13 protein-coding genes are annotated in these 15,053 nt (G+C 64.3%); 9 read left to right on the forward strand and 4 right to left on the reverse strand.

What is annotated here, in order from left to right:
• Nucleotides 1-116: 116 nt before the first annotated feature.
• From RAD15_RS17885 to RAD15_RS17895, 3 genes are all read left to right on the forward strand, one after another.
• On the forward strand, nucleotides 117-1,244 hold the full coding sequence (locus RAD15_RS17885; RefSeq protein WP_458179455.1) for an alkene reductase: 1,128 nt from the start codon (nucleotides 117-119) through the stop codon (nucleotides 1,242-1,244).
• A 138-nt stretch (nucleotides 1,245-1,382) separates the two neighbouring features.
• Nucleotides 1,383-1,886, forward strand: a complete 504-nt coding sequence (locus RAD15_RS17890; protein ID WP_458179456.1) for a GFA family protein — start codon at nucleotides 1,383-1,385, stop codon at nucleotides 1,884-1,886.
• A gap of 293 nt (nucleotides 1,887-2,179) precedes the next feature.
• The gene (locus RAD15_RS17895) at nucleotides 2,180-3,841 is read left to right on the forward strand and encodes a thiamine pyrophosphate-binding protein (RefSeq protein WP_458179457.1); all 1,662 of its coding nucleotides are present in this window, start codon (nucleotides 2,180-2,182) and stop codon (nucleotides 3,839-3,841) included.
• A 49-nt stretch (nucleotides 3,842-3,890) separates the two neighbouring features.
• Here RAD15_RS17895 and RAD15_RS17900 read toward each other — a convergent pair whose 3' ends face one another.
• Entirely contained in the window at nucleotides 3,891-5,270 is a 1,380-nt protein-coding gene (locus RAD15_RS17900; protein WP_458179458.1) for an LLM class flavin-dependent oxidoreductase, read from the reverse strand.
• Nucleotides 5,271-5,522: 252 nt separating this feature from the next.
• Between RAD15_RS17900 and RAD15_RS17905 the strand changes: the two genes are divergently transcribed.
• The 6 genes from RAD15_RS17905 (at nucleotide 5,523) to RAD15_RS17930 (ending at nucleotide 11,248) form a co-directional block, all read left to right on the forward strand.
• Nucleotides 5,523-6,908 (forward strand): M20 family metallopeptidase, encoded by a 1,386-nt coding sequence (locus RAD15_RS17905; protein WP_458179459.1) that lies wholly within the window; start codon nucleotides 5,523-5,525, stop codon nucleotides 6,906-6,908.
• A gap of 101 nt (nucleotides 6,909-7,009) precedes the next feature.
• Nucleotides 7,010-7,921: an amino acid ABC transporter substrate-binding protein gene (locus RAD15_RS17910; protein WP_458179460.1), complete on the forward strand. Its 912-nt coding sequence runs from the start codon at nucleotides 7,010-7,012 to the stop codon at nucleotides 7,919-7,921.
• Nucleotides 7,922-8,051: 130 nt separating this feature from the next.
• Entirely contained in the window at nucleotides 8,052-8,783 is a 732-nt protein-coding gene (locus RAD15_RS17915; protein WP_458179461.1) for an amino acid ABC transporter permease, read from the forward strand.
• A gap of 3 nt (nucleotides 8,784-8,786) precedes the next feature.
• Complete coding sequence (locus tag RAD15_RS17920) at nucleotides 8,787-9,479, forward strand: amino acid ABC transporter permease (RefSeq protein ID WP_458179462.1); 693 nt, start codon at nucleotides 8,787-8,789, stop codon at nucleotides 9,477-9,479.
• A gap of 12 nt (nucleotides 9,480-9,491) precedes the next feature.
• Nucleotides 9,492-10,223, forward strand: a complete 732-nt coding sequence (locus tag RAD15_RS17925; RefSeq protein WP_458179463.1) for an amino acid ABC transporter ATP-binding protein — start codon at nucleotides 9,492-9,494, stop codon at nucleotides 10,221-10,223.
• 164 nt (nucleotides 10,224-10,387) lie between these two features.
• A complete protein-coding gene (locus tag RAD15_RS17930; protein WP_458179464.1) occupies nucleotides 10,388-11,248 on the forward strand; it encodes a D-amino-acid transaminase in 861 nt (286 codons plus the stop codon).
• 137 nt (nucleotides 11,249-11,385) lie between these two features.
• Here the strand turns inward: RAD15_RS17930 and RAD15_RS17935 are convergent, their stop codons facing one another.
• The 3 genes from RAD15_RS17935 to RAD15_RS17945 form a co-directional block, all read right to left on the reverse strand.
• Nucleotides 11,386-11,847: a carboxymuconolactone decarboxylase family protein gene (locus tag RAD15_RS17935; protein WP_458179465.1), complete on the reverse strand. Its 462-nt coding sequence runs from the start codon at nucleotides 11,845-11,847 to the stop codon at nucleotides 11,386-11,388.
• 25 nt (nucleotides 11,848-11,872) lie between these two features.
• Nucleotides 11,873-13,489 carry an MDR family MFS transporter gene (locus tag RAD15_RS17940; protein ID WP_458179466.1) on the reverse strand — a complete coding sequence of 539 codons (1,617 nt, stop codon included), beginning with the start codon at nucleotides 13,487-13,489 and terminating at the stop codon, nucleotides 11,873-11,875.
• A gap of 116 nt (nucleotides 13,490-13,605) precedes the next feature.
• Nucleotides 13,606-14,784, reverse strand: a complete 1,179-nt coding sequence (locus RAD15_RS17945; RefSeq protein ID WP_458179467.1) for an HlyD family secretion protein — start codon at nucleotides 14,782-14,784, stop codon at nucleotides 13,606-13,608.
• Nucleotides 14,785-15,053 lie beyond the last annotated feature (269 nt).

Below are 15,053 nucleotides of genomic sequence, written 5' to 3' on the forward strand. Positions count from 1 at the left end.
CTGTTCGCTCCCACGTTTGGTGGTAGGGAATATCTGCTTTTGTAGGGGCGGCGCCTTTTCCGGTGGCCGCCCCTCGCTATATGATCCGCATCCTTCCATAGCCAGTCGGTGTCAGCATGAAATTTTCGGCGTTGTTTCAACCGTTGCAGGTCGGTCCCTACAAGCTTGCGCATCGCGTCGCGATGGCGCCGCTGACGCGCATGCGCGCCGAGCGCGAGAGCTTTTCGCCGCGACCGCTCAACGCCGAATATTACGGCCAGCGTGCGACGCCGGGCGGCCTGATCATCGCGGAAGCCTCGCCGGTGCTCTCGCATGGCCGCGGCAATCCGGCAACGCCTGGCATCTATTCGGAGGCGCAGATCGCGGGATGGCGCAAGGTGGTCGATGCCGTGCATGCCAAGGGCGGCATCATCTTCCTCCAGCTCTGGCATGTCGGCCGCGTCTCGCATTCCTCGTTCCACGGCGGCGCGCTGCCGGTCTCGGCCTCGGCGGTTCCGATCAAGGCCGAAGGCATGAAAGCGATGACCGCCGACGGGAAGATTTCCGACTACGAGACGCCGCGCGCGCTGGAGACCGACGAGGTCAAGGGCATCGTCGAGGCGTTCCGGCAGGGCGCCAGGAACGCGCTCGCGGCCGGCTTCGACGGTGTCGAGATCCACGGTGCCAACGGCTATCTGCTCGAGCAGTTCTTGCAGTCGCGCAGCAATCAGCGCACCGATCAATATGGCGGCTCCATCGAGAACCGTGCGCGGCTTTTGCTCGAAGTCACGCAGGCCGCGATCGATGTCTGGGGCGCCAATCGTGTCGCCGTGCGATTGTCGCCCCACGGCATCGCCAATGACTCCGGCGAGCCCGATCCGATGCCGCTCTACACGTATGTCGTGAAGGCGCTGGACAAGCTCGAGCTCGCCTACCTGCATTTGATCGAGCCGCGCTCCAGCGGCGCCGGGCGCGCCGACGTCCACTGGGAGAATGTGCCGTCGGCGATGGTGCTGTTCCGTCCGCTCTACAGCGGCGTGCTGATGACCGCCGGCGGCTTCACCGGTGAGACCGCGAATGCCGCGATCGCGGACGGGCATGCCGACATCATCGCCTTTGGCCGCATCTTCATCTCCAACCCGGATCTGCCGGGGCGCCTCGCGCACGATTACCCGATTACGCCGTACAACCGCGCGACATTCTATGGCGGCGAGGAGAAGGGGTACACGGATTATCCCGTTTATGACGAGCTGACGCCGGCGTAGGCGAATGTCGTAGCCGGATGAGCGACGCGATATCCGGGACCTGTTGCCTGAGCCGCGGTCTTCCCGGATGTCGCTTCGCTCATCCGGGCTACGAGGATTGTCGTGTCGCTGCGCTCGCAATGACGACGGAGAAAGACGATGGCCAAAGCCGCAGCCGCCGCAGGTATCGCCAGGGGTCAATGCCTCTGCGGCAAGGTCACCTTCGAGATCGACATTCCCGCGCGCTGGGCCTGGCACGATCACTCGGCCGCCAGCCGCCGCGCCCATGGCGCGGCCTACGCCACCTATGTCGGAAGCTGGAAGAAGCGCTTTCGCATCACCTCGGGGAAAACGGCGCTCACCCGCTACGAGGACAAGGCGACCAGGACCGCGCGCAGCTTCTGCGCCCATTGCGGCACGCCGATCGCCTATGAGCGCCCGCGCGGCCCGCACATGGTCAACATTCCCCGCGCACTGTTCAACGAGCGCACCGGCCGCCAGCCGCTCTATCACATCGCGATCGAGGAGCTGCAGGAATGGGCCTATACCGGCGAGCCGTTGGTGCCGCTGAAGGGTTTTCCCGGCGTAGTCTGGCAACGCTCGAAAAAGAAGAAGCGGGCGGGTGGCGAGGACCCGTTCGAGCTGGGGCGGGACGAGATGTAGTGGGAGCTGCGCGCTCTCCTCTCGTGCCCCGGATGCAGTGCAGCCCCCCGGCGATGCGAAGCATCGTCCGGTGTGATGCGCTGCTGAGCCGGGGCCCATGCATCGGCGAGCTCGGTGCAGATCTGCGTCCCGGCTCTGCGTCGCAACGTTGCACGTTGCGCCGCGTCCGGGACACGAGAGCAGAGAGCGCTGCGCCCACGCAACGCAGCCATGACCGCGCTTCCTTGCGCGCCTCCCGGAACTTCGGCCATCATGTGTCCGTCCTTGCGGCAACGTCCGCTCCTGGAGGAAACATGAAGAACAAGATCACCGGCCGCTCCGCCTTTCTCGCGCTGCTCAAGGACGAGGGCATCACGCATCTGTTCGGCAATCCCGGCACCACCGAGCTGCCGATCATGCATGCGCTGAAGGACCATCCCGATCTCACCTATGTGATGGCGATGCAGGAGAGCCTGGTGGTGGCGATCGCCGACGGCTACAGCCGCGCCTCCGGAAAGCTCGTCGCCTGCAACGTGCACGTCGCGCCCGGCCTCGGCAACGCGATGGGCTCGCTCTACAACGCCCAGTTCACGGGCACCCCGATGATCCTCACCGCCGGCCAGCAGGAGCAGGGCCACGGCCTGATGGAGCCCGTGCTCTACGGCCCGCTGGTGCGCATGGCCGAGCCGCTGGTGAAATGGGCGGTCGAGGTGACCCGGCTGGAGGATCTGCCGCGCATCGTGCGCCGCGCCGCCAAGGTCGCGATGACGCCGCCGACCGGGCCGGTGTTCATCTCGCTGCCCGGCGACATTCTCAATAGCGAAGCCGGCATCGATCTCGGCCGTTCCACGCGCATCGATGCCCGCACGAGACCGTCGGACGAGGCGCTGAAGGCGTTTGCCGCGCGTCTGCTCAAGGCCGAGCGCCCCGTGATCGTCACCATGGACGAGGTCGTCAAGAGCGATGCGCTGAAGGAAGCTGCTGAACTCGCCGAGCTGCTTGGCGCGGCCGCGTATCAATCCTCCACGCCCTACGGCTCGCACTTTCTCTCCGAGAGCCCGAGCTTCGTCGGCACCCTGGCGCGCGTGCAGAAGGTCGCACGCGACACGCTGGCACCGTATGACCTCCTGATTGCGCTTGGCGGCGATCCCTTGCGGATGTCGGTCCATAGCGAAGTCGATGCGCTGCCGGATGGCCTTGGCATCGTGCAGATCGGTCTCGTCGACTGGGAGATCGCCAAGAACTACGGCGCGGAGATCGCGCTGAAAGCGGATTTGAAGGAAACGTTGCGAGCGCTGATCCCGGTGCTGAAGGAGATGGGCGGCGCGACACTCGCGAGCCGCGCCAAGCAGCGCCTTGCCGAGCTTGTGCCGAAGAACTGGACGGCGCGACGCACGGCATTGGTCGACCAGATCGGCAAGAGCGCCGGCCGCACACCGATCGATCCGGACTATCTGGTGCTGCAAATGGTCGAGGCGATGCCTGATAACGCCATCCTCGTCGACGAAGGCCTCACCTCCAGCCGCCAGGTGACGGCGCTGCGCCCGCATCGCAACCGCTACGACTATCACGGCCTTGCTTCCGGCGGCATCGGCTGGGGCCTGCCGGCCTCGGTCGGCGCCAGCATCGCCAATCCGGATCGCCCCGTCGTGTGCTTCTCCGGCGACGGCAGCGCGATGTATTCGATCCAGTCACTATGGACGGCGGCGCATCACAAGCTGCCGCTCAACGTCGTCATCGCCAACAATGGCGGCTACCGCATCATCAAGCAGCGCCTGCTCGCCTTCCATGGCGACGACAATTATGTCGGCATGGATTTCGTCGATCCGCCCGTGGATTTTGCCGGCATCGCCAAGGCGCTGGGCTGCGAGGCGATCAAAGTGAGCGATCCCCGCGAGCTGAAGGCGACGCTGGCGTCGGCATTCGGCCGGCCGGGGACGAAGCTGATCGAGGTGATGGTGGACGGGAAGGTGTAGCCCTGCTGTCGTCCCGGCGAACGCCGGGACGACACTGAGTGTGTGGCGCCTACCCCCTCTTCCCCACCCGATACCCCGCTGCCGGATGCGGCGCACCTAGCCTGGCACGGCCGCTGCCAAACAGCTTCTCCCGCAGCGTGCCCTTTGCATATTCCTGCTTGTACCGCCCACGCCGCGTCAGCTCCGGTACCAGCATGTCCGCGATGTCCTCGAAATCACCAGGCGAGATCGCAAAGGCGACGTTGAGGCCATCGACGTCGGTGGCCTCGAACCAAGCCTCGATCTTGTCTGCGACCATCTCGGGCGTGCCGACCACCACGGGCCCGGCGCCGCCGACGCCGACATGCTCGATGACGTCGCGCACGGTCCAGACGCGGTCGGGATCGGCGCGGGTGACGTTGTCCATCGCGCTGCGGCCGGCGTCGTTCTGGACGTGGCGCACCTGCTGATCGAGGTCGTAGCCGGAGAAGTCGACGCCGGTCCATCCCGACATCAGCGCCAGCGCGCCTTCGGGGCTGATGTGACGGCGGTAGTCGGCATATTTTTCCTTCGCCTCGGCTACCGTCCGCCCGAGGATGATCGTCATCATCGAGAACATCAGGATCTCGGCCGGATTGCGCCCGACCGCGGCAGCCTCCTGCCGGATCGCGGAGACGCGCGGCGCGATCACCTTGGCCGACGGTCCCGACATGAACACGCATTCGGCATGCTTCGCCGCGAACTGCCGGCCGCGCGGCGAAGTGCCGGCCTGGTACAGCACGGGCGTGCGCTGCGGCGAGGGCTCGCTGAGATGGATGGTGTTGTTGATGCGGTAGTTCGCGCCCTCATGATTGACGCGATGCACTTTCGCGGGATCGGTGAAGATGCCGCGCGCCCGGTCGCGCAGCACGGCGTCGTCTTCCCAGCTGCCTTCCCAGAGCTTGTAGACGACCTCCATATATTCGTCGGCGATGTCGTAGCGATCGTCGTGCCCGGTCTGCTTGTCCTTGCCGGCGCCGCGCGCGGCACTGTCGAGATAACCGGTGACGACATTCCAGCCGATCCGTCCCTCGGTGAGATGATCAAGCGTCGACATCCGCCGTGCGAACGGGTAGGGCGGCTCGAAAGACAGATTGCTGGTGACGCCGAAGCCGAGATTCTCGGTCACCGCGGCCATCGCGGACAGCAGCAGCAGGGGCTCGTTCGACGGCGTCTGCGCCGCGTTGCGCAGCGCTGCGTCAGGGCTGTTGCCGTAGACGTCATAAACGCCGAGCACGTCGGCCAGGAACAGCCCGTCGAAACGGCCACGTTCCAGCGTTTTGGCAAGATCGATCCAATAGGGCAGGCGGTGATAGTCGGCGGTACGGTCGCGCGGATGGGTCCACAGGCCCGGCGACTGGTGCGCGACGCAATTCATCGCAAAGGCGTTGAGCCTGATCTGTTTGGCCATGATGGTTCCCCCGGCGCCCTGTACCAGGCGCTCTTCGAATGGTAGATGTGCGCCCCAACCTGGCGAAGTTCTTGCATATAACTTGCGCTTGGCAAGGCCAAAATCAGCGGTGCTGCCGCACTTGGCAAGCCAATCTCAAGAGAGCAAGAACGAAATCCCAAGAGCTAACCAAGAACTATCGAAGTCCCCGCCACTTTCGAAGGCCTCCCCGTCTCGGTAAGGTCCTTCGTCTCAAAGTTTCGAAAACAAGTCATGACCAGAGCCGACGCCATCGCCCGCGCCCGCGACGATTTCAAATCCGGCGCGTTCCTCGCTGAACTCGACCGCCGCGTGGCCTTCAAGACCGAAAGCCAGAACCCCTCGCGCGGCGCCGAGCTGCGCGGCTATCTGGAACAGGAGATGCAGCCGGCTTTTGCTGCGCTCGACTTTACCAGCCGCATCGTCGAGTCTCCCAGCGGCAAGGCGCCGTTCCTGTTCGCCGAGCATCACGAGAGTGCCTCCGCGCCGACCGTGCTGATCTACGGCCACGGCGACGTCGTCGATGGCATGGAAGGCGAGTGGCGCGACGGCCGCGATCCCTGGCGCACGACGGTTGCGGGCACGCGGCTCTATGGCCGCGGCACCGCCGACAACAAGGGCCAGCACAGCATCAACATGGCGGCGCTCCGCGCGGTGCGCGATGCCCGTGGCGGCAAGCTCGGCTTCAACGCCAAGTTCATCGTCGAGATGGGCGAGGAGATCGGCTCGCCCGATCTCGGCAAGGTCTGCGATCTCAATCGCGACGCGCTCAAGGCCGATCTGTTCATGGCCTCCGATGGGCCGCGTCTGTCTGCCGACCGTCCGACGCTGTTCCTCGGCTGCCGCGGCGGCATCCGCATCCATCTGGATGTGAACCTGCGCGACGGCGGCCATCACTCCGGCAATTGGGGTGGCGTGCTCGCCAATCCCGCGACCATTCTGGTCAACGCGATCTCGACGCTGGTCGACGGCCATGGCCGCCTGCAGCTCGACGCCCTGAAACCGCCGCGGCTCACCAACCAGATCCGCAGCTATCTCGCCGACGTCCAGGTAACGCCGACCGAGGACGAGCCGGCGCTCGCGGAGAACTGGGGCGAGGAGGGCCTGTCGGCAGCCGAGCGGCTCTACGCCTGGAACACGCTGGAAGTGCTGGCGATGTCGTCGGGCAATATCGAGAAGCCGGCCAACGCCATTCCGGGCCACGCCAATGCCGTGCTGCAACTGCGTTTCGTGGTCGGCACCAGGATCGAGGGGCTGATCGACGCTATCCGCGCTCATCTGGCCGGACGCGGCTTTCCGATGGTCGAGGTGCGGGCGGCGCAGAGCTTTGCCGCCTCGCGCACCGATTTCGACAGCCCCTGGATCAAATGGGCGGCGGATTCGGTGAAGGAGACCACCGGCAAGGCGCCGGCGGTGCTGCCGAATTTCGGCGGCTCACTGCCGAACGACGTGTTTTCCGAGATTTTGGGCCTGCCGACGATCTGGGTCCCGCACTCCTATCCCGGCTGCTCCCAGCATGCGCCCAATGAGCACATCCTGCTGCCATTGACCGAAGAGGCCTTGACGGTGATGGCCGGGCTGTTCTGGGATCTCGGGGAATTGCCCAAGCCGCTGACCTGAGCCCATTAACCTGAGCCGCAAGCCAGCCGAAAGTCACATTCTAATCCGGCCCAATCTGTGCTTGCATCCGGGCCGCATCATCCTGAAAGGGGAAGAAAAAAGTGAAACATTTCCGTAGCATCGGGCTCGCGCTCGCCGCGACCTTCGCCGTCAGCCAGGCCGGGGCCCAGGAGCTGACCGGCACGCTGAAGAACATCAAGGACACCGGCGCCATCACGCTGGGCTTCCGCGACTCCTCGATCCCGTTCTCCTATCTCGACGACAACCAGAAGCCCGTCGGCTTTGCGATGGACATCTGCAACAAGATCGTCGACGCCGTGAAGAAGGAGCTCAAGCTCGACAAGCTCGAGGTCAAGCTGAACCCGGTGACGTCGGCGACCCGCATCCCGCTGATGGCGAACGGCACCATCGACCTCGAATGCGGCTCGACCACCAACAATGCCGAGCGCCAGAAGCAGGTCGCCTTCACCAACACCCACTTCCTGACCGCGAGCCGCTACGTCTTCAAGAAGTCGAGTGGCCTGAAGTCGATCGACGACCTCAAGGGCAAGACGGTGGTCTCGACCGCCGGCACCACCAACATCAAGCAGCTCACCGAAGCCAACGTGGCAAAGGGCCTCGGCGCCAACATCATTCCGGCCAAGGACCATGCCGAAGCCTTCCTGATGGTCGAGACCGACCGTGCGGTCGCCTTCGTCATGGACGACATCCTGCTCGCGAGCCTCGTTGCCGGCTCGAAGTCGCCGGATGACTACGTCATCTCCAAGGATGCGTTCTCCAAGCCCGAGCCCTACGGCATCATGCTGCGCAAGGACGACGCGCCGTTCAAGAAGGTGGTCGATGCCGCGACGGCCGCGGTCTACACCTCGGGCGAAGGCCAGAAGATCTACGAAAAGTGGTTCACGGCCAAGATCCCGCCGAAGGGTCTGAACCTCAACACGCCGATCTCGGCCGAGCTGAAGAACGAGTTCGCCAAGCCGACGGACTCGCCGAACCCGGACGACTATAAGTAAGATAAAACCTCGATCTTTCGATCGGGATCATGTCCGGCCACTCTTGACACAAGGGTGGCCGGACATTTGCATAGGCGGCCAAGACTTTCTCTGAAGCCATCTCTGATTGGCGCGTTCGCGCGGGGGACACGTGAACTACCACTGGAACTGGGGAATTTTCTTTCAGCCGAACCCGATGGGGACCGGCACCTATCTCGACATGCTGCTGTCGGGCCTGGTGCTGACCCTCAAGACCGCGGCGCTGGCCTGGATCATCGCGCTGATCACCGGCTCGCTCGTCGGCGTCATGCGCACGCTGCCGTCGAAGGGCGCCTATTGGTTCGGCTTCGCTTACGTCGAATTCTTCCGCAACATGCCGCTGCTGGTGCAGCTGTTCCTGTGGTTCTTCGTGCTGCCGGAGCTGCTGCCGAAGGCTGCGGGCCTGTGGCTGAAGCAATTGCCGAACGCGCCGTTCTGGACGGCTGCGATCGGCGTCGGCTTCTTCATGTCGGCTCGCGTCGCCGTGCAGCTGCAGGCCGGCATCGGCTCGCTGCCGCGTGGGCAGAAGATGGCCGCAACCGCGCTGGGCCTGACCACCGCGCAGGGCTATCGCTACGTGCTGCTGCCGATGGCATTCCGCATCATCCTGCCGCCGCTGACCTCGGAGTTCCTCAACACCATCAAGAACACGGCGGTCGCGATCACTATCGGCCTCCTCGAGCTGACCGGACAGGCGCGCTCGATGCAGGAGTTCTCGTTCCAGGTGTTCGAGGCCTTCACCGCCGCGACCATCCTCTACCTCCTCGTCAACGCCGTCGTCGTGACCGCGATGCGCTTCCTCGAGCGCTGGGTCGCGATCCCCGGCTACATCACGGGGAAATAAGCGATGCTCAGCAATTTCGATTTCGACGTCATCCGCCGCGCGCTGCCCTATCTGTTCTACGAGGGCATGACGTTCACGCTGACGCTGACGGCGCTCGCAGCATTCGGCGGCCTGGTCTTCGGCACGGCGCTCGCGCTGATGCGGCTGTCCGGCTACAAGACCCTCGGGCGCATCGCCGGCCTCTATGTCGACTTCATGCGGTCGCTGCCGCTGGTGCTGGTCATCTTCTGGTTCTACTTCCTCGTGCCCTATATCGGGCAGTGGGTGACCGGTGCCTCGCGCCCCATCAGCGTGGGCGCATTCGCATCCTCGCTCATCACCTTCATCATGTTCGAGGCCGCGTACTTCTCCGAGATCATGCGTGCCGGCATCCAGTCGATCTCGCGCGGACAGCCGGCTGCGGCCAGCGCGCTGGGGCTGACCTACGCCCAGACCATGCGCTACGTCGTGCTGCCCCAGGCCTTCCGCAACATGCTTCCGGTCCTGATCACGCAGACCATCGTGCTGTTCCAGGACACTTCGCTGGTCTACGTTCTGTCGATCACGGACTTCCTGGGAGCGGCGAGCAAGGTCGCGCAGCGCGACGGGCGCCTCGTCGAAATGTATCTGTTCGCCGCCGTTGTCTACTTCACCATCTCCTGTATCGCGTCCTTCGGCGTCCGTCGCCTGCAGGCGCGCATCGCCATCATTCGATAGAGCGTGTCGGTCATGATCGAAATCAGCCACGTCAACAAATGGTACAGCCCGACCTTCCAGGTGCTGACCGACTGCACCACCAGCGTCACCAAGGGCGAGGTCGTCGTGGTTTGCGGCCCCTCGGGCTCGGGCAAGTCGACGCTCATCAAATGCGTCAACGCGTTGGAGCCGTTCCAGAAAGGCGACATCAGCGTCGATGGGACCAAGGTCAACGATCCCAAGACCGATCTGCCGAAACTGCGCTCGCGGGTCGGCATGGTGTTCCAGCACTTCGAGCTGTTTCCGCACCTCAAGATCATCGACAATCTCTGCCTCGCGCAGCAGAAGGTGCTGGGCAGGTCGCATGACAAGGCCGTGACGAAGGGCATGATGCTGTTGGATCGCGTCGGCCTGAAGGAACAGGCGCAGAAGTTCCCCGCGCAGCTTTCCGGAGGCCAGCAGCAGCGCGTGGCGATCGCGCGTGCGCTCGCGATGGACCCCATTGTCATGCTGTTCGACGAGCCGACCTCGGCGCTCGACCCCGAGATGGTCAGCGAGGTGCTCGATGTCATGGTCGACCTCGCCCATGAGGGCATGACCATGATGGTCGTGACCCACGAGATGGGGTTTGCCCGCAAGGTCGCCAACCGCGTGATCTTCATGGACCGCGGCGAGATCGTCGAGGACGCGCCGAAGGACGACTTCTTCGGCAAGCCGCGCAGCGACCGCGCGCAGAAATTCTTGTCGAAGATCTTGTCGCACTGATCTGTCGTCATTCCGGGCTGGTCCGAAGGACCAGACCCGGAATCTCGAGATTCCGGGTTCATTCGCTTTGCGAATGCCCCGGAATGACGAAACGAGGGGTGATCGACGCCCTCAACTGGCGTATAAGCGCGCCAATTCCCCCTTTCCCCCCCAGGAGACCTGCCTTGGACTCGATCGCCTACGTCAACGGCTCATTCGTCCCGCTCTCAGACGCCAAAATCTCGGTGCTCGATCGCGGCTTCCTGTTCGCCGACGGCATCTACGAGGTCTCGGCGGTGCTTGGCGGCAAGCTCGTTGACAACGCCTCGCATCTGGCGCGGCTGGAGCGTTCGGTCGGCGAGATCAGCTTGAGGCTGCCGGAGACGGTCGAGCGCATCACCGAACTCCAGAAGGAGCTGATCGCGCGCAACAAGGTTGAGAGCGGCCTGGTCTATCTCCAGGTGACGCGCGGCGCCGACAAGGGCCGTGACTTCCCGTTCCCCAAGGGTGACGTCAAGTCGAGCCTGGTGATGTTCACCTCGGAGAAGGACATCATCAACGCCCCGGTCGCGAAGACCGGCATCAACGTGATCACCGTGCCCGACATCCGCTGGGAGCGCCGCGACATCAAGAGCGTGGCGCTGCTGGCGCAGGTGCTGGCCAAGCAGGCCGCGGCCGAAGCCGGCGCGGGCGAAGCCTGGATGCTGCAAGATGGTTATGTGACCGAAGGCGGCTCGTCCACGGCGTTCATCCTGACCAAGGATGATGTCATCGTCACCCGTCCGAACTCCAACGCGATCCTGCCGGGCTGCACCCGCAAGGCCGTGATCGCGCTCGCGGAAGAGCGCCAGCTCCGCGTCGAGGAGCGTTCCTTCACGGTCGCCGAAGCGCTCGCCGCCAAGGAAGCGTTCATCACCTCGGCCTCGTCATTCGTGCAGCCGGTGGTCGCACTCGACGGCAAGACGATCGGCGACGGCAAGCCCGGCCCGATGGCGACTCGCCTGCGCGAGATCTATGTGGAGTTCGCCAAGGCGACGGCTGTTTAGGCCGCATACGCCGCCATCGTAGGGTGGGCAAAGCGAAGCGTGCCCACGTCTTTTGAATTCATGGAAAGATGGTGGGCACGGCGCAAGTGCGCCTTTGCCCACCCTACGAGACTGCCCGTGAGGGGCGGGCCGTCACCTCACGCCACCGACGCCTTGACCTTCACCGGATGCACGGCACGGAACGCGATCGCGATCCTGTTCCAGGCGTTGATGGCGCCGATCAGCATGGTCAGGTTCACAGTCTCCGCATCGGAGAATTGCGCGCGGACCCCTTCGTAGACGTCGTCGGGTGCGTGCGTCTGCGAGATCAGCGTCACTGATTCCGTCCAGGCCAGCGCGGCACGCTCGCGGTCGGTATAGAGCGGAGATTCACGCCAGGCATTGAGCAGGTAGATGCGCTGCTCGGTCTCGCCGCGCTTGCGGGCGTCCTCGGTGTGCATGTTGATGCAGAAGGCGCAGCCGTTGATTTGCGAGGCGCGGATCTTGACGAGCTCGATCAGCGATTTTTCCAGGCCCGTCGACTGGATCTGCTCTTCCAGCGCCATCAGCGCCTTCATCGTATCGGGGGCGGCCTGGTAGAAGTTCATGCGGGGTTTCATGGTCGTTCTCCTTCTTCGGTTGGGGTCAGTGGGCTCCGCCGGCCGAGACCTGGCCGGGCTTCTTCAGAAAGAATACGGCGACGAGAGCGACGATCAGCGCCATGCCGAGCAGATAGAAGGTATCGCTGAAGGCGAGGATAAAGGCCTGCTTCTGCACGATATGGCCGATCGCGACATAGGCGCGATGCGCGGCGTCCGCACGGTCGAGAATGCCGTGATTGACGAAATATTGCGTGAGCTGTTCCAGCCGCGTGCGGGTGGCCTGCTCGAACACCGAGACCGACTGCATCAGCACGTTGGAATGATACTGCTCGCGCTTGGTGAGCACGGTTTGCAACAGCGCGATGCCGACGGCGCCGCCGAGATTGCGCATCATGTTGAACAGGCCGGAGGCCGAGCCCGCATTCTCGGCTTCGATGCCTGATGTCGCGACCGCCGACAACGGTGCCATGACCAGCGCCTGCCCGATCGCGCGGACGACGTTCGGCCACAACAGCTGATCGGCGGCGTAGTCGTTGGTCATATCGATGTTCATGAAGTTGGAGCCTGCGAACAGCACGAAACCCACGCCGATGATGATCCGCGCATCGAACTTCTGCATCAGGCGCGGAACCAGCGGGATCAGCACGAGCTGCGGCAGTCCGGTCCATGCCAGCACCATGCCGATCTGTTCGGCATTGTAGCCCTGAATGCGTGACAGATATTGCGGCAGGATGAAGACCGAGCCGTAGAGTGCGATCCCGAGCAGGAAGTTCGCGAGCATGCCGAAGCCGAAATTGCGGCGCGCGAGCAGCCGCAGGTTCAAGAGCGGCTTCTTCACCGTGAGCTCGATGATCAGGAAGGCGGCCAGCGCGACGGCCGCGATCACGCTGAGCTTGACGATGAAGGGCGAGCCGAACCAGTCGTCCTTGTTGCCTTCCTCCAGCACGGTCTGCAGCGCGGACAGGCCGATCGCCATGGTGATGATGCCGGCCCAGTCGCCCTCCGCGAGCAGCGCAAGCTTCATGGGCTTGGCGTCGAGCGCGTACCAGAGCATGCCGACCATGATCGCGCCGGGCACGAGGTTGACGTAGAAGATGTACTGCCAGCCGAAATTCTCGGTGAGATAGCCACCGATGGTCGGGCCGATCGCGGGCGCGAATGTCGCCGACAGCGCGAACAGTGCAAGGCCGACCGGCTGTTTTCCGCGCGGCAGCAAGGTGATGATGAGCGTGAACGCCATCGGAATCAGCACGCCCCCGGTAAAGCCCTGCACGGCGCGCAGCACGATCATCTGCGGCAGGTCCTGCGCCAGCGCGCAGGCCGCGGAGAGAGCCAGGAACAGGATCGCATTGGTGAGCAGGTAGATGCGGAGCGAGAACACCTGCGCGAGCCAGCCGGACAGCGGGATCACCACGATCTCCGCGATCAGGTAGGAGGTCGAGATCCAGCCGCCGTCGTCGATGCCGGCGCCGATTGCGCCCTGGATGTCCGCAAGCGAGGCGTTGACGATCTGGATGTTCAGCACCGCCATGAAGGCGCCGAGCGTCGCGCCGATCACCGCGATCCAGGTTTTGGCGGACACCGCCGGTGTGGCGGGAGCAACTGGAGCCGGAACGTTGGCGGCGGATGCGGCGGTGAGGGCAGGTTGGAGCGTGCTCATGGAAGCCTCGTCTCGGATACGGAGACAGGATGCATTAGGCCGATGGTTTCGATAATCGCAGAAGCTTTGGAAGGATCGTCCGGCGGGACTTGATAATCCTGCGGGACCTTGCGGCGTCAGCCGCCGTTCGGGCGCGTGGTGTTGTCGGCGAGGCGCTTTGCCGTCTCGCGCTCGGCCAGCACCGTCGCCTTGGTGTCGACGGTCGGCACCGCCGACATGCCGGGACGCAGCAGGCCGGTCAGGCTGTGGTCGTCGAGCACGATCTTGACCGGCACGCGTTGCACGATCTTGGTGAAGTTGCCGGTCGCATTGTCGGGTGGCAGCAGCGCGAATTCAAGTCCGCTGGCCGGCGACAGGCTATCGACATGGCCGTGCAGCGTGCGATTGCGAAAGCTGTCGACGTGCAGCTCGACCGGCTGGCCGGGACGCACATTCGTCAGCTGCGTCTCCTTGAAGTTCGCGACGACATAGACCGCATCGAGCGGCACCACCGCCATCAATTGCGTGCCGGCCTGCACGAACTGCCCGACGCGCAAGCTGCGGGCGCCGATCGTGCCGTCGACCGGCGCGGTGATCTCGGTATAGGACAGGTTCAGCGTCGCCTGCTGCGCGACTGCGCGCGCGCGTTCGAGCTGGGCCGTGGCCTGGGCGCGCTGCGTGGTGAGCACGTCGACCTTGCGCTGCGCGGCCGCGAGGCCGGATTTCGCGTGCTGCAGTTGCGCGTTGCTGGCGCGGAGCGCCGCGTCGGTCTGCTGCGCGCGCTGGATCGTACCGGAGCCCGACTTCATGAGGTCGTCGTAGCGGGCGCGCTCCTCCTGCGCGAATTTCAGGTTGGCGTCGGCCGCGGCCACATCCGCCGTGCTCTGTTCGATGATCGGCTGCTGCAGTTCGAGCTGGGCATCGATGTTGCGCACCGAGGCTTCGCCGGCGGCGACATCGGCTCTCGCCTGGTCGAGCGCCGCCTTGAAATCGCGGTCGTCGATCTTTGCGAGCAGCTGGCCCGCCCTAACCCTCTCATTGTCCCCGACAAGGACCCGCGCGATGTATCCGGAGACCTTGGGCGCGATGATCGTTGAGTCCGCCTTCACATAGGCGTCGTCAGTCGTTTCAAGGTAGCGGCCGTTGATCCAGTAATCGTGTCCGAAATAGACGATTGTTGCCGTGCCAGCGAGGAGCGCGAGCGCCAACGCCGCGCGTCGGACCATATTCCGCGCCGGGACAGGTCGCGCTTTGGGGTGATCATGAGTGATTTCAGTTGCTTGTTGAAAGTTCTCGGTGCGGGGCATCTCGGACATGACGGTCTCCTATCGGCTGGCTGGGACTATCGGTCTGTCTGGTTCGCGTGATAATTGGCGAAATACTGGAAGGATTATCCACCAGGGGTGGATAGTCGGAGACTTCGCTTGGTTCGTAGGATGGTCTACCGAGCCGGGCCCGCGACTGCGCCAGAGCGATTGCCGCGTCTGTCGCGCGATTGCTGCTAACGCCTGCGTGCCGCTGCACGCGGTGCTCCAAGCGGGATGAGAGGGCCTACCTGCTATGATCCGAGAGATAATCGGGGCGA

The sequence above is a fragment of the Bradyrhizobium sp. 14AA genome, assembly GCF_054185205.1.